At 49.6% G+C, this 22,852-nt stretch carries 15 protein-coding genes; 6 read left to right on the top strand and 9 right to left on the bottom strand.

The features are described 5' to 3' along the window. Nucleotides 1–37: 37 nt before the first annotated feature. The 3 genes from ACOJS8_RS19890 (at nucleotide 38) to ACOJS8_RS19880 (ending at nucleotide 4,607) form a co-directional block, all read left to right on the top strand. Nucleotides 38–973, top strand: coding sequence for an NADP-dependent oxidoreductase (locus tag ACOJS8_RS19890; RefSeq protein WP_420150299.1), 936 nt, complete (start codon nucleotides 38–40; stop codon nucleotides 971–973). A gap of 162 nt (nucleotides 974–1,135) precedes the next feature. Beyond that, entirely contained in the window at nucleotides 1,136–3,496 is a 2,361-nt protein-coding gene (locus tag ACOJS8_RS19885) for a TonB-dependent receptor (protein WP_420150298.1), read from the top strand. A 70-nt stretch (nucleotides 3,497–3,566) separates the two neighbouring features. Continuing rightward, a complete protein-coding gene (locus ACOJS8_RS19880) occupies nucleotides 3,567–4,607 on the top strand; it encodes a DUF4249 domain-containing protein (RefSeq protein WP_420150297.1) in 1,041 nt (346 codons plus the stop codon). Nucleotides 4,608–4,640: 33 nt separating this feature from the next. On the opposite strand, the gene ACOJS8_RS19875 is transcribed toward ACOJS8_RS19880, so the two are convergent. From ACOJS8_RS19875 to recQ, 3 genes are all read right to left on the bottom strand, one after another. Continuing rightward, nucleotides 4,641–5,894, bottom strand: coding sequence for a lytic transglycosylase domain-containing protein (locus ACOJS8_RS19875; protein WP_420150296.1), 1,254 nt, complete (start codon nucleotides 5,892–5,894; stop codon nucleotides 4,641–4,643). 123 nt (nucleotides 5,895–6,017) lie between these two features. After that, nucleotides 6,018–7,082, bottom strand: coding sequence for a lytic transglycosylase domain-containing protein (locus ACOJS8_RS19870; RefSeq protein ID WP_420150295.1), 1,065 nt, complete (start codon nucleotides 7,080–7,082; stop codon nucleotides 6,018–6,020). A 183-nt stretch (nucleotides 7,083–7,265) separates the two neighbouring features. Continuing rightward, on the bottom strand, nucleotides 7,266–9,398 hold the full coding sequence (gene recQ, locus ACOJS8_RS19865) for a DNA helicase RecQ (RefSeq protein WP_420150294.1): 2,133 nt from the start codon (nucleotides 9,396–9,398) through the stop codon (nucleotides 7,266–7,268). 209 nt (nucleotides 9,399–9,607) lie between these two features. Between recQ and ACOJS8_RS19860 the strand changes: the two genes are divergently transcribed. Then, nucleotides 9,608–10,165 (top strand): hypothetical protein, encoded by a 558-nt coding sequence (locus ACOJS8_RS19860; protein ID WP_420150293.1) that lies wholly within the window; start codon nucleotides 9,608–9,610, stop codon nucleotides 10,163–10,165. 75 nt (nucleotides 10,166–10,240) lie between these two features. Here the strand turns inward: ACOJS8_RS19860 and ACOJS8_RS19855 are convergent, their stop codons facing one another. Continuing rightward, nucleotides 10,241–10,765 carry a hypothetical protein gene (locus tag ACOJS8_RS19855; RefSeq protein ID WP_420150292.1) on the bottom strand — a complete coding sequence of 175 codons (525 nt, stop codon included), beginning with the start codon at nucleotides 10,763–10,765 and terminating at the stop codon, nucleotides 10,241–10,243. 194 nt (nucleotides 10,766–10,959) lie between these two features. After that, on the bottom strand, nucleotides 10,960–14,400 hold the full coding sequence (gene ileS, locus ACOJS8_RS19850; protein WP_420150291.1) for an isoleucine--tRNA ligase: 3,441 nt from the start codon (nucleotides 14,398–14,400) through the stop codon (nucleotides 10,960–10,962). A gap of 328 nt (nucleotides 14,401–14,728) precedes the next feature. On the opposite strand from ileS, the gene ACOJS8_RS19845 reads away from it, so the two are divergent. After that, nucleotides 14,729–15,841 carry a DUF2911 domain-containing protein gene (locus tag ACOJS8_RS19845; RefSeq protein ID WP_420150290.1) on the top strand — a complete coding sequence of 371 codons (1,113 nt, stop codon included), beginning with the start codon at nucleotides 14,729–14,731 and terminating at the stop codon, nucleotides 15,839–15,841. A gap of 54 nt (nucleotides 15,842–15,895) precedes the next feature. Here ACOJS8_RS19845 and ACOJS8_RS19840 read toward each other — a convergent pair whose 3' ends face one another. Continuing rightward, entirely contained in the window at nucleotides 15,896–17,227 is a 1,332-nt protein-coding gene (locus tag ACOJS8_RS19840; protein WP_420150289.1) for an OmpA family protein, read from the bottom strand. A gap of 277 nt (nucleotides 17,228–17,504) precedes the next feature. On the opposite strand from ACOJS8_RS19840, the gene ACOJS8_RS19835 reads away from it, so the two are divergent. Next, entirely contained in the window at nucleotides 17,505–19,817 is a 2,313-nt protein-coding gene (locus ACOJS8_RS19835; RefSeq protein WP_420150288.1) for a metallophosphoesterase, read from the top strand. A 39-nt stretch (nucleotides 19,818–19,856) separates the two neighbouring features. Here the strand turns inward: ACOJS8_RS19835 and ACOJS8_RS19830 are convergent, their stop codons facing one another. From ACOJS8_RS19830 to argS, 3 genes are all read right to left on the bottom strand, one after another. After that, a complete protein-coding gene (locus tag ACOJS8_RS19830; RefSeq protein WP_420150287.1) occupies nucleotides 19,857–20,750 on the bottom strand; it encodes a 1,4-dihydroxy-2-naphthoate polyprenyltransferase in 894 nt (297 codons plus the stop codon). Nucleotides 20,751–20,844: 94 nt separating this feature from the next. Then, the gene (locus tag ACOJS8_RS19825) at nucleotides 20,845–21,465 is read right to left on the bottom strand and encodes a glutathione peroxidase (protein WP_420150286.1); all 621 of its coding nucleotides are present in this window, start codon (nucleotides 21,463–21,465) and stop codon (nucleotides 20,845–20,847) included. A gap of 65 nt (nucleotides 21,466–21,530) precedes the next feature. Continuing rightward, nucleotides 21,531–22,852: arginine--tRNA ligase (gene argS / locus ACOJS8_RS19820; protein WP_420150285.1), on the bottom strand; the 1,322-nt coding region annotated here is incomplete at its 5' end.

The following is a 22,852-nucleotide window of genomic DNA, read 5'->3' as shown; positions in this document are numbered from 1 at the left end:
TACCGTGCTACGTAACGCAAATTTCCAGACTAATTACATGAAAGCTATTCTTCTCAACGATTTTGGCGGGGTTGAAAACCTCATTCTCTCCAACATCAATACGCCAATTATTGCCGATAACGACGTATTGATCCAGGTAAAAGCGATTAGCGTAAACCCTATTGATGTAAAAACCCGCTCGGGCAAAGGAATGGCCGCAACGTTGAAAACGCAAAACCCGATGATTCTGGGCTGGGATATCTCGGGCGTTGTTACAGCTTCCAGATCAACCTTGTTTGCCGTGGGTGACGACGTGTTTGGCATGGTTAATTTTCCGGGAATTGGAAAAGCGTATGCCGAATACGTAGCAGCTCCGGCGAGTCATCTGGCTTTAAAGCCAGTTACAATTTCGCATGTCGAAGCCGCTGCTGCCAGTCTGGCCGCGCTGACCGCCTGGCAGGCCATTGTTACGCACGCGAACGTACAGGCCGGGCAACGGGTGCTGATTCACGCGGCTTCGGGTGGGGTAGGGCATTTTGCTGTGCAAATCGCTAAAGCGTTGGGCGCATACGTAATCGGTACGTCGTCGGCGGCCAACCGGGATTTTGTTCTCTCGCTTGGAGCCGACGAACATATTGATTATAAGGCACAAACTTTGTCAGAAGCCACTCACGCCATTGATTTTGTACTGGATGCCATTGGCAACGAGACGATTGATCACTCACTGAGCGTAATGAAACCGGGAGCTACCATTATCAGCATTCCATCGGGCAAGAACGAAGCGGTGAAAGAGAAAGCCGAAGCGAAAGGCATGATTGGTTATCCAATACGGGTGCACTCGAATGGGAGCGATATGCAGCAACTAGCAGATTTATTGGAAAAGGGCCAGATCAAAGCGCATGTTTCGCAAACGTTTGCATTTGATGAAATGCAGCAAGCTCATCGACAGATTGAAAGCGGACGAACACAGGGAAAACTTGTGGTACTGGTTTAATATGGGGCGTTGAAAGGTCGTACTACCGTACAGTAAGTTCCGTTGTTAGATAGCGTCTCAAAGCCGGTTTTAGGGATAGTTACGCAAAATAAGTCTTCAGCTCGTTGCATCCATTTTTGTACCTTACGGGTCAATTACTAGACTATTCCTTTACCCGACGTTATGAAGCTAAGGCTATTGCTACTTTTTCTTTTCATATTTTTTATTCTTTGTACATCCCTACACGCACAGCAGCGCTTCCGTTTACAAGTTGCCGTTCGGGATGGTGTTACAAAAAAGCCCGTACCGGGAGCCAGCCTGATCATTGCCGAGACCAAAGCCGGAGCCCGTGCTGACACGGCCGGACTCATTTCGCTAAACCATGCGCCCGGCATCCTGACCGTGTACGTGTCGGCAGTCGGGTATTTTCGTGGGCGCGAAACCGTTACGCTGAACGCCAATAAACAGATTGAGTATTTCCTCCAGCCCCGCTCTACGGATTTAGAGGAAGTAGACGTACGGGCTACGCGTGAGGACAAAAACATTAAGTCGGTGCAAATGGGTGAGATTCAGTTAAGTATGCCTGAACTCAAACGGATGCCTGTAGTGCTTGGTGAACCCGATATTCTAAAAGCGCTATCGCTTCAGGCGGGCGTAACAACAGCGGGTGAGGGCGCCGGGGGCTTCAACGTACGGGGCGGTCGTGCTGATCAGAATCTGATATTAATTGACGGCGCTCCGTTGTTTAATACGTCTCACCTGCTCGGATTCTACACCAACATCAACCCTGATCTGGTACAGGACGTAAGCCTGAGTAAAGGCGCTTATACGGCACAATACGGAGGGCGCGTATCGTCGCTATTGCTCATGAGCACACGTAATGGCAACAAAGATGGCTGGCGGTTGTCGGGCGGAATCAGTCCCGTGAGTGTGCGGGCTGTGGTGGATGGACCGATCGCAAAAAAACTTACGCTGATTGCCGGAGGACGTATCGCCTTTCCGAATTATCTGCTGAAACTATTTCCAACGGCAAGCGTCAATCAAAGTCGGGCGTTCTTCTACGACGGAAACCTAAAGCTAACCTACACTCCCAGCGAACGTAGCACTGTTTCGTTGTCGGCCTACCGAAGCCAGGATAATTTTCGCTTTCCCGGCGATACGCTCTATGGCTGGACGTCCAACGTAGTGACAGGACGGTGGAGTTACCTGATTCGGCCCGCGCTGCAGTTGAACCTGACCGCGCTCTACAGTGGTTATCATCTGAATGTCGATGGGATTAAGCCGGGCTTGGCCTTTCGTTTCTCGTCGTACATCGAGCAGCGGGAGGGCAAGGCCGATATTTATTACACACTACGTCAGAAATACAAAATACATGCGGGGGTCAATGCTATTTTATACGGTATTCAAACAGGAAAGGTGACGCCCGTTGGCAACGATTCGAGTATCAATCCACAAAATATCACGCCCGAGAAGGGGCGGGAGTTAGGGGCTTATATAAATGCGGAGTGGGAATTGACGCCCAGCGTTACGTTACAGGCGGGTTTACGGTATACTACGTTTGCTTTTTTAGGTTCGCAGATTGTATATCAGTACGCCGAAAATAGGCCAGTTTCTCCAGAAACCATCATAGATTCAGTACGTTATGGGCGTGGTCAGGTCGCGCAGACGTACGGCGGTCTGGAGCCCCGGCTGGCGTTACGGGTTCAGGTAGCCAAAAATACAGCCATTAAAGCTAGTGCCGGACGCACGCGACAGTACGTCAATCTGATCTCGAATACAACGGCCATTACCCCACTGGATTTCTGGAAGCTGAGTGATCGCTACGTTCCGCCCCAAATTGCCGATCAGGTGTCCGTTGGTCTCTTTCAGAATCTGCGCGAGAACACCTTTGAGCTTAGTGTGGAAGGGTATTACAAGCGCCTTCAGAACCAGATTGAGTATCGAAACGGGGCGAGCCTGATTCTGAATCCAATGCTTGAAACGGCTCTGCTACAAGCTGATGGGCGTGCCTATGGCGTTGAATTTGGCATAAGTAAAAATAAAGGCCGCCTGACCGGGCAGCTTAATTATACCTATGCCCGCTCGCTGATTGCGGTTCAAACCCCGTTTGATGAACTACGTATCAATGGCGGGAGGTATTACCCGGCTTATATCGACCGACCACATACACTGAATCTTCAGACACGCTGGGCAATGTCGCATAACTGGGTGTTCTCCACCAATTTCGTGTACTATACGGGCGTACCTGCTACGTATCCCGATGGTCAATACATCTATAACGGCGGGTCCGTGCAGGATTATTCCCAGCGCAACGCCGACCGTATTCCTGATTACCACCGACTGGACGTAGCGTTTTCGAAAGATACACGGTACAATAAAGCCCAAAAACGCTACGGTGTCTGGACGTTGGGTATCTATAACGTCTATGCGCACAAGAACCCATATTCCATCTATTTCACACGATATAATCAACGCACGGAATCCTACCGGCTTTCGGTATTTGGTACAATGATTCCATCAGTCGCATACAATTTCTATTTCTGAAAGCAGCGCGCCATCACGTAGGATTCTGATCAATTCTCATTGCCCGCTGATTCACCTGGATTCTGAACGTATGAAAAAACTGATAACTCTAATTTTATTGATGAGCCTGTTAATGAACGTAGCAGGTTGCGTTGATCAGGTGCAACTTCCTATCCGTACCGAAGAGCCTCGACTGGTGGTAGAAGGCCAGATTACCAATGAAGCCCCGCCCTACAGCGTCCGGCTGACGTACACCGGAAACTATAGCGGCAATGAGCAAACTGTCGCCAGCCAATACGTTGTGGGTGCTCAGGTGAGTATACAGGACGATCAGGGGCGTCAGGTTCGTCTGGTATCGGTAGGACAGGGAATGTATCGAACAACGGATACTACGTTTCGTGGACAAGTTGGACGGACGTATAGTCTATCGGTAGTGCTGGCTGACGGCAAACGCTACGTATCAATGCCTGAACAGATGCCCGCCGTGCCTGTTGTGGATAGTGTTTCATCACAGCTAAAAAAGACCGCCAATCTGACCAAGCCGTATGTTGTCGAATACGCGGCCAATACGCATGATCCAGCAACTGAAAAAAACTACTATCGCTGGACGGCTTATGGTTACACGAACCGGTTGTCGACGGGTGTGCCATGCTGTGCGTTTTGTGTAGCTACAAAATGCTTTGATCGCTGCTGGGTGCCGATCTCCAGCACGGACGTAAATATTTACAGCGATGAAGCTGTTAACGGCAATCCCATTCGGGGAAGAGCAGTGTTACAATTACCGATCTATACCATCGGGCCGCAGTTGATTGAGGTGCAGCAGTATGGAATGACACAAACGAATTATCAGTTCTGGAAGCTCTATCAGCAGCAAAACACCCGGACTGGCAGCATTTTCGATCCTTTACCAGCACCTGTTGTTGGCAACGTAACCAATGCCAGCGACCCGACAGACCGGGCAAGGGGCTATTTTGCCGTTACGTCCGTGACACGTAAGCGTTTCCGCCAGCAGGAATACAGCGCTCCATTTTATGGGGCACTAACCACCTATATAGCAGGTGAAATCTTACCCGTGGGTGATTGCCGTGCTACGTATGGAAACGTGCCTGTTTACGAGCCGGAAGGCTGGTAATCAGAGCCGGAGTTGAGCCGGGTTTATAGACCGCTACAGTTTCCACTGAACCGTCCAGCCGGGTTTAATAACCTTGGGTCGAGGAATTCCTGCCAGGCCTGTAGCCGGATTCATAGCCATCAGCGTAACAGGAATAGTAGCTTTGGTTTTGGCTGAGATGGCCTTGGTAGTTCTTAAAAACAAATTTCCGTGAGCGTCTATATCATCGACCAGGGCGTACATTATATCGCCCGCTTTTAGCTCATCCTCGCCAATCTGAATATCTTCCGTCAGAATAAATGACCAGCTCTGCCCTATTTTCAATGGACCAGCCTGAACGAGCCGGGCCGTAGCATCACCGACAAAAACGGGCGAAGAAGATGGTTTATTTTTAAGTAACTCCGTAAGCACGCTGTCCATTACATGTGATTCGCTGCGCGTTGGGGCAGATGGTTCATACAGCGATTCAATCGGGACGCCAACGGGTTCCGGTTCGTCGTCCTGAAGCCAGCCCATCCGTCGGGCCTGTTGACGTTCCTGTTCATAAGCCGCTCCTGATGAGGCCAGCAAAATGCCTACTGATCCTGAGCCATAAGCCGGATTCGTAAACAGCTCTTTCATAGCCAGAATCCGATATAAGTAGTAGCCCGTTTCGGCATTCATGGACATGGCATAATAATCGCGGTGGCCTGCCTTCGTAATTTTCCGCTGGATCATGCCAACGCCACCATTGTAAGCCGCTGCGACCAGCGTCCACGATCCCAACTTGTAATGCAGAAATTTCAGGTATTTACAGGCGGCTTCCGTCGATTTTAGCAGGTCAGTACGTTCATCGTTACCGGGTGCAATAGACAGTCCCATGTCCTGGGCTGTATCGTCCATGAATTGCCAGTATCCCACGGCTCCAGCCGAAGATACCGCATTGGCCTGCCAGGCGCTTTCAATAAGCGGCAGATACTTAAAATCGTTGGGGATGTTATGCTTGCGCAGAATTGGCTCAATAACCGCAAAATAAGGGGCCGACCGAGCTTTCAGACCATTCAAATGATTCATGTAGCCTGAACTACTGGCCAGCGCTGAAGCTAGTTTAGCCGATACGTCACCTTGGGCAGTAGGTACTGCTTCACCACAAAAGTGTAGTCCAACGGGCTGCAAACCCTTTGGGGCCGGGCGGAGGCTGACGGCCGTTGAGCGCCCTGTTTTGGTTTTCGGAGCTGTCGTTTTCTTTTGCGCTATTACTGGCTTGCTAACGAGTAAAGCACCCGAAATCAACAACGTAGCGTAAGCGTATTGTGCAACAACTTTCAAAATATGAGCCGTTTGTTGAACCCATAGACAACGTAACGGAGCCAGGGTTTAGTTTGGAGAAGTGTGGAAATGATTTGTCATTTGATCGTTGGCATACTAACCGAACAATCAAATGACAAACGATCACAGCCAATCCCAGAAGTGTAGGGGATTCGCCGATTCTCTGTTTTTGCCGATTAAAAAACGCGGACGACGGAATCGAAGCACGATTAGACCCATCATCAGTTTCCGTATGGGAAAATGCGGGCCTTGTTTTTCCAGACTGGCATCGGGCGTATCGGGAAGAACCTTAGCCAAAGCCGCCTGAGCAATGAATTGCTGCGTATCCGACGGCGCTTTGGTCAGCGCTGTGTTCGGACGTGGTCCCCAGGTCGCAGAAGCGGGTTCATCGTCAACCAGTTCAATGGTAGGCGCATCCTTGATTTTTTTCGGAAGAGCCAACGGTTTATGCCAGCTTGGCAATGGTTTAATCAGTTGAGCGAGTGTTGCCCCATTGAGTACCATGGCGTATTGACGCGGGTTGGTAAGCAACTCTTTAAATGCCAGAATCCGGAACAGGTAATGGCTGGTTTCACGGTGAAGCCGAAGCCGATAGTAATTGTCGTGACCCTGTTTTTTTATTTTGTGCCGAACATGCGTAATGCCACCATTATAAGCCGCAGCAACCAGCGTCCAGGAGCCTAGTACACTATACAATCGATGCAGGTGCCGACAAACAGCTACAGTAGCTTTGGGCAGATCATAGCGTTCGTCAACCTCATCATTGACGATTAAGCCCAGTTCGCGCGCCGTATTTGGCATAAGCTGCCAGTATCCTGAAGCGCCTTTAGGTGATACGCTGTTGTTCTCCAGTGCACTTTCGGCCAGTGGCATGAACCGAAAATCGCGGGGGATTTTATGCTTACGAAGAATCGGATCAATGATGTGGAAAAACGTAGAAGCCTTTGAGCGAAGGTCCAGCAAAAACGCTTGCTGAGCGCCATACGTACGTACAGTTTGCGCCCAGCGACGGCCTACGCGGGGCTCACTGACGGGAACTTCTTCCCCACAGAAATAAATCGGAAACAGGTGCCTGGTCGAATCAACAACTAACAATTCTGGAGTGTTCAGACCTTTTGATGAGGGAAGCGCCCGGCTCGTATCGACTCCGATCAGCGGAAGTCCAAGGGCCGGTTTGATGGTGGCCATGAGCAGTGAAAAACTAACTTCTTTAATCAAAATAACATTCGTTCTTGTGAGACATTGAGACAGCAAAACCCGTACCTAAGTAACGGGTCTGTTCAAAACGGAAATACGAATATAGTTGATAATCTGTTATATACCAAATAGTTAGCCCGATATCTGCTCAGGCGGGTGCGTGGAGAAGCGTATCTACCTGCCAATTAATCCGGCAACAATCGTAATTTTTCCGTAGTCGAAACGACCCCCTAAATAGTCGAAAACTGGCTTTAAACGCCCTTCTTCAAGGCCTACAGCGAGCACAGCTTTTTCAATTTCCTGCCGCTCAACAGGGTCGATCAAAGAAGCCAAATCAATATCATAACCTGACCTGGAAAGTTGTACCAGATGACCGGCTACCGAACCGATCGTAAGCTGTCGTTCCGTCGCAATCTGCTCAATCGTCAGACCTTCGTTGTACAAATCAAATGTTACTAACTGAGTCGATCCTTTCGGCTTTTCGCCCGCCTGAACCCGCCCCCGAACGTAGCCGACGATCACATCCAGAAACTGCTTGCCGAAGAGTTGCAGTTTTCGTTCGCCCACCCCGCTGACGTTACGTAGCGCGTCGGGCGTAACGGGTCGCTGGCGAGCCATGTCTTCGAGCGTAGTGTCGGTGAAGATGACGTAAGGCGGTACGTTCTGCTGATCGGCGAGTTGCTTCCGTAAAACGCGCAGCCGCTCAAACAGATCGTCGCGTTGAGTTTCCGTTTTTGTACGCGCTTTCTCGACAACGGGTTTGGGCGCATCGTCGGGACGTACCAGATCAATTTTGCGTCCACCGTACAGCACCTGATCAGCCAGAATACCACGACGTAGTGCGTAGTGCTGGTCGTATGCGATTTCGATAACGCCAATATTGATAAGCTGATGCAGGTAATTCCGCCAGTCTTCAAAGCGCAAATCTCGCCCGGCGCCGTACGTTTTCACTTTATCGTAGCCACCCTGTAGAACCTGCTGGCTGCGTGAACCACGCAAAATATCGATCAGTAAATTCATCGGAACCCGTTCGCCGGTACGTACTATGGCTGACAGGGCTTTTTGGGCTAGAATCGTGCCATCGAACGTAACGCGCGGATCACGACAAACATCGCAATTACCGCAGGGTTCAGCCAATTCTTCCGAGAAGTAGGATAATAAGATTTGACGGCGACAGGTATGCGCATCGGCGTACTGCTGCATCCGCTCCAGTTTGGCAAGCTGCAAACCCAGATTGGCCGGACTGTTTTCAGCCAGCATTTCTTTATAAGTTGCTACGTCGGCAAAGCTGTAGAACAGTACGGTTTGAGCCGAGGCCCCATCGCGACCCGCCCGCCCGATTTCCTGATAAAAGCTCTCGATGTTTTTGGGCATGTTGTAGTGAATCACCCAGCGCACATTCGATTTATCGATGCCCATGCCGAAGGCAATCGTTGCGCACATAATCCGTACATCGTCGCGAAGAAAAGCCTCCTGCGTACGTGATCGATCGTCGGGGTCCATTTTGGCATGATAGAAAGCTGCCTTGAATCCTTTTTCCTGCAACTTGGCTGCCAGCGATTCCGTCGATTTGCGACTCAGGCAGTAAATAATTCCTGACGTATCCGGTTTCTGCTGTAGCAGCCGCATAATCTGCTGAATACGATTCTGGCCGGGTAATACCTGCAAACTCAGGTTCGTGCGGTTGAAAGACGAGACAAACACAGCCGGGTCGACCATCCCGAGCCGATTGGCAATGTCCTGCCGGGTAAGTTTATCGGCTGTAGCCGTGAGTGCAATAGTCGGTACGTTTGGAAATTTTTCTTTCAGTACGTGCAGTTGCGTGTATTCTGGCCGGAAATCATGACCCCAGGACGAAATACAGTGGGCTTCGTCGATGGCAAAAAGTGATACGTTGATACGTTTCAGAAAGTTGAAAAACGATTCCGTCAGTAATTTTTCGGGCGAGATATACAGCAGCTTCAGTTTTCCGCTAATGCAATCGTCTTCAACGTCGCGCTGCTCGCGGGCGGTTTGAGTGCTGTTATAATAAGCGGCCGAAATGCCATTCATGTGCAACGCTCCTACCTGATCTTTCATGAGCGCAATCAGGGGCGAAACCACAACCGTAACGCCCGGTAACATCAGCGCCGGAATCTGAAAACAAACGGACTTTCCTCCGCCGGTTGGCATCAGCACCAACGTATCCCGACCGCTCAGAATAGACCGAATAATATCTTCCTGCATCGGCCGGAAGTGGTCGTAGCCATAGTAGCGTTTGAGGTAATCAGTGGGTTGCTGCGTGGGGGGTAAGGTCGAAATGGTCATTGATTCTTAGCTGGGCCCGTTAATAAATAAATCACTAGTGTGACGGACGGAAGGCCAATAGGTTGCTGCCTGTTTTATGGGCGATCACTCTACCAAATTTAAGCAAAATTTAAGTAGTTTTAGGCACCGAATCCGTGATTTTATCTGCATCTTTCCGTCTCAGGAATAAACGTTTTACTGGTTATTTCACAAATCCTAATTCATGTATCATGAAAAAGACCCTTTCGGTATTGTGCCTTTTGCTTAGCCTGCTCGTTGCCTTCAACGGTGTGGCTCAGGATGATAAATCGGCGAAGAATAAGGCGAAAAAAGAAATGAAAGAGGCCGATAAGTCGGCGAAGGAAGCGGCCAAAGCGGAGAAAAAAGCGGCTAAAGAAGCTGTAAAGGAAGCAAAAACGGACGTTAAGGCTACAACCGAGGCCGCTAAACAAACGGTCAATGATCGTATGGCCAATGCCCGGGCTGCGAAGGCCGCTAAGAAAGCCGCCAAAGACGAAGCGACGAATGGAGCTACCGCTGCTGCAACGTCTACGGATAAAGCTTCAAGAAAAGTAGCGGATAATTCCGGGCTCAAAGATGATAAGATGAGCAAATCATCGAAAAGTGCGGTGAAAGAGGAAAAAGCGACGCCTGAAGATTACAAAGCGCCCGTTGATCGATCGATGAAAGGACCTAATGGCGAGAAAGTAATGACTGGCCCGCGTGGGGGTAAATACTATATCAATAAAAACGGCAACAAAACGTATCTGAGTAGCATCAAAGGGTAGGTAATAGTTCGCTTAAAAGCAGAGGTCCCCGCGTTCACATCCAAACGTGGGGACCTCTGCTTTTAAGCGAGCGGCTCACCGTGATGCCTGCCATGAATTAGGCGAGGGTATTGGCCCCGCAATAATGTGATCAGCAATTAGCCGTTTGACCAGACTGCGTGGAGGTACTTTTGAGCCATATCTGGGATCTGTAGAAAAGACAGCTTTCCAGAAAGGTTGTCCTGTCGTTACTGATCTCATCTCAGCATTATATTGATAAGGGGAGCTACTGTATCGAGTAGCATAGCCTCTCTGGACAAGTTCAAGCGTGAGAATGACTTCGCTATTGCAAGCTTCGGCTTGTTTGCGAATAGCGTCATCGGGGCTGTCAAATGATAATGGTGTCAGAGCTAATGTACAGGTCTCATAACCGGCAGGAAATAGTCTGGCCAATTGGCGTACGTAGCTATCAGAATCAGCGGGCGCATTCCGCATTTTCGTAACAATCAGCACGCGCTGAAAGCTGGGTACAGCGTCGGATTTGATAGTTGACTGCACAGATACGCAGCCCATTGAACTTGTCAGTAGCCCCAGTATAAAAAATTTATAAGCCTTTTTCATTTCGATGGCCGGGTTAACGTACTATGTACTAAATCTACCACAATAAACAGATTGGTGTTGTTAAAGGCTTGTTAAACTTCTTGATGACAGGGCGCTTATCCTTGTTCTATCGTTTAAAAGAAACATGAAATGGCAATGCCCGAACTAAACTGATTTAGTTCGGGCATTGCCATTTATTCACTTAATCTGTCTACTCAGGCAACTTTAATCTGAACACGTAGCAGAAACTCGTCCATCTCGATCTCCGTTGCTGAGCCGTTTAAGTCGCTCACTAAATCAAGAGAAACGGCCTGAACTTCCTGTCGAATGTATTCCTGATTGGTTTCAACGGCTTGTGCCAGTTGCTCGTTGTTACGTTCCAGCGTAATGGTGATTTTGTCAGTGACGGCAAAATCCTGATCTTTACGCAGGTTCTGAATTCGGTTCACGAAATCGCGGGCGATCCCTTCTCTGCGTAATTCGTCCGTTACGTTCACATCCAGCGCAACAGTCAGTCCGCCTTCGCTGGCTACTAACCATCCTGGAATATCTTCCGTCAGAATCTCGACATCCGACAATTGCAGATCGTAAGGAGCGAGCCGTACGATGCCCGTCTGTTCGAGTGTTTTCAGATCAACGTCGCTCATTGACGTAATGGCAGCGGCCACGTCTTTCATCTGTTTGCCAAACTTGGGGCCCAGGGCTTTGAAATTGGGCTTGACTTTCTTTTTCAGAATACCGCTGGCGTCGTCGACAAACTCAACCGCTTTTACGTTTACCTCCGACATGATAATTGGGGCAACGTGCTCAATCTGTCGACGCGTGTCGGGGTTCAGTACCGGAATCAGAACCCGGCTTAGCGGCTGGCGAACTTTTAGTTTGTGCCCTTTCCGAAGTGAATGCACCAGGGACGATACGCGCTGGGCGCCATCCATCGACTGTTCTAATTCCGTATCAAGTAACGCCTGCTCAACCAGCGGAAAATCGGTTAAGTGAACCGATACGTCACCCGGATTCAGATTGCGGTACAGCCAGTCGGCGTAGAACGGCGCAATTGGCGACATCAGTTTCGAGACCGTCGTTAGGCATTCGTGCAGCGTTTCGTAGGCGGCCCGTTTATCGGTTGTCATTTGTCCGTCAGACAAAACCCCGGACCAGAAGCGCCGACGCGATAACCGAACGTACCAGTTTGAAAGCTGATCATTGACGAAATCCTGAATCGCACGACCCGCTTTAGTTGGGTTGTAGGTATCGAACTGCTCTTCAACTTCAAGAATCAGTGATTGCAGTTTCGACAGAATCCAGCGATCAAGTTCGGGGCGTTCCGCAACCGGTACGCTACGTTCTCCAAGCGAAAACTGATCGAGGTTGGCGTAGAGCGCGAAAAAATTATACGTGTTAGACAACGTACCAAACAGCTTCCGCTGCACTTCGCCAATGCCATCCGTATTGAATTTCAGATTGTCCCACGGCTCGGCGTTTGTTATCATGTACCAGCGCGTCGCATCCGGACCGTACTGTGCCAACGTAGCGAACGGATCGACGGCGTTGCCCAGCCGCTTCGACATTTTGTTGCCGTTTTTATCCAGCACCAGCCCCGTCGACACTACGTTCCGGAACGCTACTGAATCAAACAGCATACCGGCGATGGCGTGCAGGGTAAAGAACCAGCCGCGCGTTTGATCAACGCCTTCCGAAATGAAATCTGCCGGGAATGCTTTATCAAACACTTCTTTATTTTCGAACGGATAATGCCACTGTGCATACGGCATCGCCCCCGAATCGAACCATACGTCGATCAGGTCGGATTCGCGCTGCATAGCCTTTCCCGATTCCGAAACGAAATATACCTCATCAACATAAGGTCGGTGGAGGTCGTAATCCTTCGTTGAAAGTTTGTCGAGGAACGCACTGTTTTTTGTTCGTTGCTCGTCGGTCAGGGCATTGCTCCACTGCGCCTTCTGGACGTAATCTTTCAGCTCATCAACCGAACCGATACATACTTCTTCGCCGGTTTCCGAGCGCCATATCGGTAACGGTGTCCCCCAGAAACGGCTGCGGCTCAGGTTCCAGTCGACAAGGTTTTCGAGCCAGTTGCCAAATCGGCCTGTGCCTGTGCTTTCGGGCTGCCAGTTGATGGATTTATTCAGCTCCACCAGCCGATCTTTTTTCGCCGTCGTGCGGATGAACCAGCTATCGAGCGGATAATACAAAATAGGTTTGTCGGTGCGCCAGCAGTGCGGGTAGGGGTGTTCATATTTCTCCACCCGAAACGCTTTGTTTTCTTCCTTCAGCTTAATGGCGATCAAGACGTCGGTTGGTTTAAAATCCGGGTCTTTCCGTTCGTCGTCGGAGTAATATTCCTCCTTAACGTAGCGTCCGGCAAAATCCGTGATTTCGTTCACGAACTGGCCGTGTTTGTCGACAATCGGTACATCTTTGCCGTTTTCATCCTTCACCATAATGGGCGGAATGCCAGCCGCCTGCGCTACCCGGAAGTCGTCAGCACCGAATGTCGGCGACGTATGAACAACGCCCGTACCGTCTTCCGTGGTGACGAAATCGCCCAGAATGACTTTAAAGGCGGGTGTATCAGGCTGTACGTAGGGCATCAATTGTTCATACTCGATGCCTTCCAGGTGCTCACCTTTAAACTCAGAAACAATGGTCCAGGGAATAAACGGTCCAGCGCTCCGGTTATCGCTGGGTAGGTAAGCTTCAAAAGCGGAACTGGTTATTACGTCGACCTGCCCTTTTTCATTGAACCAACGACTCACCAGATTTTTAGCCAATACTACGTGGATCAGTTGATACGTATAAGGGTTGAAGGTTTTGACCAGTACGTAGTCGATGTTGGCGCCTACGGTCAGAGCTGAGTTGGCGGGCAATGTCCAGGGCGTAGTGGTCCAGGCCAGGATGTATACGTCGGCATCCGCTGAGTCGAAGAACAGAAATCCTGATTTGCCACTGGGCTTGACTTTAAACTGCGCTACGATGGTTGTGTCGCGAACGTCCTTATACGTACCTGGCATGTTCAGTTCGTGCGAGCTCAGCCCCGTACCGGCCTTCGGCGAATAGGGTTGAATCGTGTAGCCTTTGTATAGCAAATCCTTGTCGTACAACTGCTTGAGCAGCCACCACACGGACTCGATGTACTCGTTTTTATACGTAACGTACGGATTGTCGAGATCAACCCAGTAGCCCATTTTCTGGGTCAGGTCGTTCCACTGGTCGGTAAACCGCATGACCGTTTCGCGGCATTTGCGGTTGTAATCTTCAACGCTGATGCCGCCCTCGGATTCTGGTTTGCCGATATGATCTTTCGTAATGCCAAGTTCTTTTTCAACCTGTAGCTCAATTGGTAGGCCATGCGTATCCCAGCCGCCTTTCCGCTCAACCTGAAAGCCCTGTAATGTTTTGTAGCGGCAGAAAATATCTTTAATTGTCCGGGCCATTACGTGGTGGATTCCCGGTGTGCCGTTGGCCGATGGAGGCCCTTCGTAAAACGTGAACCGGAGCGCCGGAGCGTCTGATTTCCCTTCGCGAATGGCGACGGACTGTTCAAATACCTGATTCTGATTCCAGTAGGTTAAAACCTCGGCCGCGATCTTCGCGTAATCGAGGGAGTCATATTGCTGATACTTCACGCCTGACATAACATACGGCACGGTTTCCCTGCGTTGACAGGTTATTCCCTGCGGTTAAAAAATTGAGTGCAAAGATACGGAAATTTGGCGCACGGGGCAGGCCGCGTGTGCATTCGCATTTCTGCGTGTATAACTTAACAAAGGGCGTGGTTTATTACGTTCACCGATTTAGGTTATAACCAGCTGGATCTTGGGGAGTAACCGATGTATTTCGCTTGCCGTATCCATAAAGAGGCTTCGCAAACCGCTCATATAGTTTGTCTTGACTACGTGCCGGGAAGTTTGAATATTGGTGAATAATCAACGCAATTGGTTAACTCAATTTGTCAGGACAGCTATGAAAAAATCTACCTTATTATTTAGTATACTTAGCCTGATGTTCAGTTCTTTGTCTGTAAAGGCGCAGCTTACGTTTCCGGCTGACGGAGGTAATAAAAAAGCCTCGGTCTCTGAACGTATCGGCATTACGGACGTAACGATTCATTATGATCGTCCGGCTGTTAAGGGTCGCGAAGGGAAAATATGGGGCCAGTTGGTTCATTTTGGCTTTAAAGACCTGGGCTTTGGAACCAGTAAAGAAGCACCCTGGCGAGCTGGATCAAATGAAAACACAACCATCTCGTTCAGTACAGACGTAGCGGTTGAAGGAAAACCACTGGCCGCTGGTACGTACGGGTTGATGATGGCCGTGCAGGAAAACGACGTAACTATTATTTTCTCGAAAAATGCTACGTCCTGGGGCAGTTATTTCTACGATCCGAAAGAAGATGTGCTACGTGTCAGCGTGAAGCCAGTCAAAGATCAGCCATTCGTTGAGCGACTCAAATACGAATTTATGAACGAGACCGACAGTTCGGCCGTTGTGGCGCTGGCGTGGGAGAAATGGGCAGTTCCCTTTACCGTATCGGTTAATCTGGTACAGACGCAACTGGCGTCGTTACGTAATGAACTACGTAGCGAAAAAGGGTTTCGGTGGGACGCTTACCAACAAGCCGCGGCTTATCTGGCAGATCGTAAGACGAATTTAGAGGAGGCTCTTCGTTGGGCTGACTATTCAATTAACGGCCAGTTTGTAGGGGAGAAAAATTTCAATACGCTCAGTACCAAAGCGCGAATTCTGGCGATGATGAACCGTACGGCCGAGGCCGACGCACTGATGAAAGAGGCTTTACCAATGGCTACTATGCAGCAAACATATGCATACGGTCGGCAACTGATTACTCAGAAAAAGCCCAAAGAAGCGCTCGAACTGTTTCAGGAGTTAGCCAAAAAATATCCCGACGTATTTATGTCCAATATGGGGCTAATGCGGGCTTATTCGGCGGTTGGCGATTATAAAACGGCTGCGAATTGGGGAAGAAAAGCGCTGGCTCAGGCCCCCGACGTGAATAACAAAGCCAACATTGAGCGACTGCTTCAGCTACTGGCGCAGGGGAAGGATGTGAACTAAGTGGCGTGGGGCAGAGGGGTTAGTGTAAAATTCTATGCCCTAACCCCTCTGCTTTTATATCGTCAAAATAACAAACTCAACCCGACGGTTTACTTTACGGTCTTCGTCGGTACCTTTCGTCAGGATGGGGCGCGTATCGCCATAACCGATGGTCTGGATACGCTCCAGATCAATCCCTTTCTGAACCAGATACCGCTGACAGGCAATGACCCGATCTTTCGAGAGTTGCAGGTTTTTGTCATGATCGCCGATAATGTCTGTGTGGCCTTCGAGCCGGATGGTCATGTTTGGGTTATCATGCATCATAAGAACCAGTTTGTCCAGTTCAGCGTAGGAGGCCGAAAGCAGATCGGACTTCGACATCTCGAAGTAAACATTTTTCAAGGTCACTTTATCGCCCACGGCCAGTGGTGTCAGCGCGATGTCGCGCGTAATTTTTTGCCCACCCGCCACTTTGCTCAAGTCCAGAACGCCGTTTGCCGCCTGATACCCGCGCGCCGATGCTACGTAGGTGTAAACCTGCCCCTTGTTCAGATTCATTCGATACGTGCCGGTCGAAGCAAAACTCTGTACGGAATCAATGGACTGTTTACTGGACGAAAGCTGGTAATGGACGGTGGCCGTAACCGGTCGTTTATTTTTCGCATCGCTCACGATGCCCGATATTGTCACCAACGTAGCAACAGGAGCCGGAACAGGTTTTGTTTTAGGCGCTTCCATTTCGCCACCCGACTCGCCCGATGGTTGAGGAGGGAGCTGGGTTTTCTTCTTGGGTAAATTCGGTACGGGCGTTGGTGTTGATGGAGCAGGCGTATAAACAACCGCATCAGTGGGGTTATTGACGTACAGATTGTAGATATTCCAGCAAACGTATTGATCGCTGGTACATTCAAAAAGATCAAAATTTTCCAGCCCTTTATCCAGCCGTTCGAAATAAAGCACAAAGTTCACCTGATCGCCGGGAAACGTATTTCGACCTATGAGTTCTTTCTGCCGCGTCTGGGGATTAATTTGTTCTTTCTTGATCGGAATACCTTCGACTCGTATAAACGCAAATGTCCGGGCTCCGTTTGCGGCCACCAGATAACCAGTAGGGTCAAAGCTGATTGTATTCGTAGATAGTAACCGCCCCTGCTGATCATATTTAGGCTGGGTCTTATCCGTAAAGGTCAGATTCAGAATTGTGTAATCCTTCGTTAGACGTACACCCGTAACCGTTACGCCAGGATCGGCGGGCCGGGTGTTGCCTGATTGACCACTGGAATTCGGATACGTATCGTCGGGAGATTGCTGACCACCACCGGATGGGTAGCCCGACGGATAGGAGCCGAGCATACAGGAGGAGGTTAAACCAGCGAGAAGCAGAAAAATAAAATGGTGTCTCATACGAACAAAAAGGGATAGACGGAGCAACAGAGCTTCTGCCATTGCGGATAGAAGTTGTTAGCCTATCGTTAGTCTGTAATGGTATGAGACGTTTGGTAAGATGCCGGGTTACACGCTTAGGATTGTATGAATTTGCTAAAAAGGCAGAACACTACGTTGTTGGAAAAGAAGACGTGTTGAATTTAATCGCTTGATGGTGAGTCTATTAGTAGGGTTGTGAGTTTATCATAGGATGTGTTATTCAACCTATTTATATTTACGGTAATCTTCACTATCCATGATCCGTAACTGCTGTTTAACGACACTTATTCTGCTTTTCCTGTTTTTTCCGGCAAATGCTCAGGCACCTAAATTAACGCGGGGACCTTATCTGCAGGTCGTTACGCCAACCTCCGTGATTGTACGCTGGAGTACGGATCAGCCCACAAGAGGCCGGGCCTGGTTTGGTTTATCGGCGAATCAACTGGCCAATGATGTACGCGAAACCGAAGCTACGCTCGACCACAGTCTGACGCTTACCGGCATGAATCCCGCTACGAAGTATCTCTATGCCATCGGTTACGACGATACACAACTCGTGTCGGGACCTGATTACTACGTTAAAACGGTGGTGCCTGCGGGTGATAAGCGTCCGGTACGGTTCTGGGTGCTGGGCGATTTTGGTTCGAATAACGAAAATCAGAAAAAGGTTTATGAAGCCTATAGGCACGTAACGGCTACGCATCCGGCTGATCTGTGGCTATGGCTGGGCGATAATGCGTACTCGTTTGGATTGGAGCAGGAATATCAGGAGTATGTGTTCAATGTGTACCCGCCCACCTTACGAAATACGCCCATTTTCCCAACACCGGGTAATCACGATTACGCAGATAGTTACACCAATTTTAACATTCCTTATTACAAACTATTCGCCTTCCCGGAGAAAGGCGATTCGGGCGGTGTGCCTTCCGGTAAGAAGTCCTATTTTTCTGCTGATTACGGCAACGTTCATTTAATCTCGCTCGATTCGCAGGCCAATCAGGACGATGGATTTCGGCTTTACGATACCACGTCTACGCAGGTAAAATGGCTTAAGCGGGATCTGGAGGCCAATAAGCTCCCCTGGACCATTGTCATTTTTCACCATCCTCCCTACAGCAAAGGCGGTCATAATTCGGATACGGAGGTACAGCTAAAACTGCTACGTGAGAATCTGACGCCTATTCTGGAACGCTACGGCGTTGATCTGGTTTTGAATGGCCACAGTCATGGGTATGAGCGGACGTATCGCCTGAAAGGAATGCGTGGACTGGCCAATACGTTCGATAGAGAGAAGAACATTGCTGAACAGACTACAGCTCGCTACGACGGATCGGCAAACTCCTGCCCGATTCTGACCAAAGGCGAAGGAACTGTGTACATTGTTAATGGATCTGGAGGGCAGCTGGGAGGCCAGTCGGCAGATTTTCCGCATCCGGGTACGGTGTACAATAACGTTACGTTGGGCGGATCGATGATTCTGGATGTGAACGATAATCGACTGGATGCGCAGTTGGTTATGGCCGACAAATCGGTGCTGGATCGGTTTACGATTCTGAAAAAGGTTAATAACTCTACTTCGCTTAACGCATTATATGGTGATACGCTTCAACTGGCGGCATCGTGGCCGGGCGAATACCGCTGGCCTGACGGACAAACCAGTCGTTCGATTCAGTATGTTGTCGGTCAGGTTGGTACGTTTCCAATTACGGTGAAAGACGACAAAAACTGTTTGGCTGACGTTTTTCAGCTCACGATTGCCCAACCGAAGCTAACTACCAGAACCTCCACTTCGGCCTGTGTGGGTGGTAATCTAACGGTTAGTGCTACGTTTGAAAACGCAAAGAAGGCTGATGACTGGCAGTATGACGTATTGCTATCCGATGCATCGGGCGATTTTGCCAAAGAACAGATTGTTGGCTCGGGTAAGATCAGTGATCTAAAAGCGGCTATTCCGACAAATCTGCCTGCGGGCTCAGGTTATCGATTGCGGGTTCGGCCGCGCAACGTGCCTACGGAGCTTGTGTCCAGTGAGCCTGTTATGATAAAGCCATTGCCAACCGCTACGTTGGCTGGCTCGACTACCGTTACGCCGGGCTCATCGGTTTCGCTGTCGATTGCCTTTACCGGCGATGCACCCTGGAAAGGTAATTTATCCGACGGTACCAACTTTTCGGGAAGCGCCAATCCACTCATTGTGACCGTTAAACCAACCAAATCCACTACGTATTCAGTCAGCAGCGTGGAAAATGGCTGCGGAAAGGGGACCAGTGCCGGGCAAGCGGACGTAACGATACTCGTGCCAACGGCTGAAGAGGAGCTTGTGGGCGGAAAACTGCGGATTTACCCCAATCCGGCGCACGACGTAGTGAATGTAGAACTGACTTTGGCTCAGAAGCAGGAAGTTAGCGTGCGTGTGCTCGATACGCAGGGGCGCTCACTCTTTCAAAAACACGCCGGTCAGATCGTCTCGCTGGTCGAATCCATTCCAATGCCTACCGTACACGGTACGTATCTGTTGAAAATCCAGGTTGGCGAGTCGACTATTACGCGAAAAGTTGTGCGGCAATAAAACGGCTAGCTAGCGTTCGTAATTAACTGACTACGTGCTTTATAACACCTGCCCAATACCGAACAGCACCACAAATAACAACGTAGTAAGAGCGAGTTGACCTAACCGGGCGTTGAGTTCGGCGGGTTGTTTGTGCGTGGCAACGGCCCGGCCGTTTAAGAAGAATAGGGGGAAGGCCAGTACGTACAGGTAGCTGAACCAGGATGCACCCGTCAGGAACGAATACGTAACGGCGCAGAACATGCCCGTGAGCAATAAACCCCAGTGATAACGAATGGCCAGAAGTAAGCCTATCCGGGCAGGAATCGACTTTTTCCCCGTCATGGTATCCGTTTCAATGTCGCGGATGTTGTTGACGTTTAGCACGCCCGTGGCAAATAAACCGACGCTCGTGGCGGGCAGTAACAGAATTGGGTTGAAGGAGAGCGTATGCAGGAAATACGTTCCCAGAACGCCAACCCAACCGAAGAAAATCAAGACAGCAATGTCGCCGAAACCCGCGTAACCGTAGGGTTTTTTGCCGTTGGTATAGCCGATGGCTGCGGCAATGCTGAGTAAACCAAGCACGAGAAAAAACCAGAAGAGTTGCATGCCCGCATTCTGAAACGCTACGTACAGCAGGCCAATACCGCTCAATAAGGATAGTACGGACGTAATAACGATGCCCCGCAGCATGGCTTCTTTGGTAATATCGCCGGTGGCAACGGCGCGTCGTGGCCCTACGCGGAGTTCGGTGTCTTTACCCGAAATGGCGTCGCCGTAGTCGTTGGCGAAGTTGGACAGGATTTGCAGAAAAATAGTGGTTAGAACGGCCAGCCACGTAATAGACCAGTTAAAACGTCCATCGGCATACGCCAGAAAACTACCCAGAATGATACTGGCTAACGACAGCGGTAACGTACGCGGACGGGCAGCCGCAATCCAACTTTTCATGAAAATGAGTTGTAAAGTTGTAGGGGTTGCACAGTTGTAAAGTTGGCTGATCTGCTCAAAACTTTACAACTATGCAACCCCTACAACTGAATAACTATAAATTTATGGCTTTCTTAAATTCTTCGTCTTCAGGCTTCACTTTAGAAGCAAAGAAATGCGTTAACTCGCCTTTCTCGTTGACAACGTATTTGCAGAAATTCCAGGTAGGAACTTTGTCGTTCCAACCGTTCATATCTTTCGTTGTCAGCCATTTGTAAAGCGGTGCCTGATCGTCGCCCAGAACAGATACTTTCTCGAACATCGGGAACGTAACGCCGTAATTCTTTTTGCAGAAATCCGCAATTTCTTCGTTGCTGCCGGGCTCCTGACTTTTGAAATTATTGGCCGGGAAACCCAGTACGACAACTTTGTCGCCGTGTTCTTTGTAGAACTTTTCCCAGTCGGCATACTGAGGAGTAAAGCCGCATTTCGACGCTACGTTCAGAATAACGACTTTCTTTCCTTTGAACCCGCTCAGGGATACGGGTTTGCCATCGAGTGAGTTTACGGTAAAATCGTAAAGCGTTTTTGTAGGAGCTGGCGCATCGGCAGGGGCGGCAGCAACTTCGCGTTTGTCGGCAAAAATGCCTTTAACGAGTGTTGAGAAAGACATAAAACTACTGAGGGTAAAAACGAACGCGATTGCGATCAGGCTAAAAACAAGATTCTTTTTCATGGTTTGTTCGACACTTGGAAGAGGTTTTGGAAAGCTATGAAGGTACTGAAATTGAAACGATTATTCTACATTTTCTCCGGTACATCTATCCCCAATAAACCCATTGCTTTCCGAATAGTTTCACCCACTGCTTTCGACAAGATAAGACGCGTTTGCAACTTCACCTGATCGGTTTCTTTCAGAATGGATAGTTTATCGTAAAACTGATTAAATGTCTTCGCCAGTTCATACGCATACTGGGCAATATAGGAGGGGGCCAGGTCGGTGCCCGCTTCGGCTACGCGCTGTGGATACTGGCTCAGCAAAAAGATCAGTTGCTGCTCAATCTCATCGAGTTGCGTTACGCTGATGGTGCCTTCTGTCGATACGCCCATGTCGGCAGCTTTCCGCAAAACCGACTGAATCCGGGCGTAAACGTATTGAATATACGGACCGGTATTACCATGCAAATCAACTGATTCGGCTGGGTTGAACTGCATCCGTTTCTGCGGATCAACTTTCAGCAGATAATATTTCAGCGCACCCAACCCCAGCATCTGAAACAGCGCGGTTTTATCGTCCTCGGTGAATTCATCGAGTTTTCCTTTGGCGGCTTCGTCGGCAGCGGTAGCGGCCGCGTCAGTTGTTTCCTGAATCAGATCGTCGGCATCGACTACGGTTCCTTCACGCGATTTCATTTTCCCCGTCGGCAAATCGACCATACCGTACGAGAGGTGATACAGTTCATTGGCATAAGGCCGACCAAGTTGGCGCAGAATGGCAAACAATACGTTGAAATGATAATCCTGTTCATTACCAACCACCCAGATCTGCCGGTCGCTGTGAAAATCCTGAAATTTCAGATCCGTTGTGCCGAGGTCCTGCGTCATATACACCGACGTACCATCGGAACGTAGCACGAGTTTCTGATCTAGTCCTTCTTCCGTCAGATTAATCCAGACTGAGTTATCTGCTTTGCGATAGAAAACGCCCTTTTCCAGACCTTCCTCTACGATTTCTTTTCCGAGCAGATACGTGTTGGATTCATAATACGTCTTATCGAAGCTAACGCCGATGCTGCGATACGTAGCATCGAAACCCGTGTAGACCCAACTGTTCAACTTTTGCCAGAGCGCAACGGTTTCCGCGTCGCCCTGCTCCCAGAGACGTAGCATTTGCTGGACTTCCTGCATGAGCGGAGCCTTCTTTTCGGCTTCTTCTTTCGGCGTTCCCTGGCTAACCAGTTCCTCGATCTGCGCTTTGTAGGCTTTGTCGAACAGGACGTAATATTTTCCAATCAGGTGATCGCCTTTCATACCAGCCGACTCCGGCGTCTCGCCATTGCCAAAGAGTTGGTACGCCAGCATGGACTTACAGATGTGAACGCCCCGGTCGTTGACGATACAGG

The sequence above is a fragment of the Spirosoma sp. genome (assembly GCF_048594605.1).
In the GTDB taxonomy this organism is placed as follows: Bacteria; Bacteroidota; Bacteroidia; order Cytophagales; family Spirosomataceae; genus Spirosoma.
Note: the sequence above shows the minus strand (reverse complement) of the source record. Positions and strands in the feature narration are given on the sequence as shown.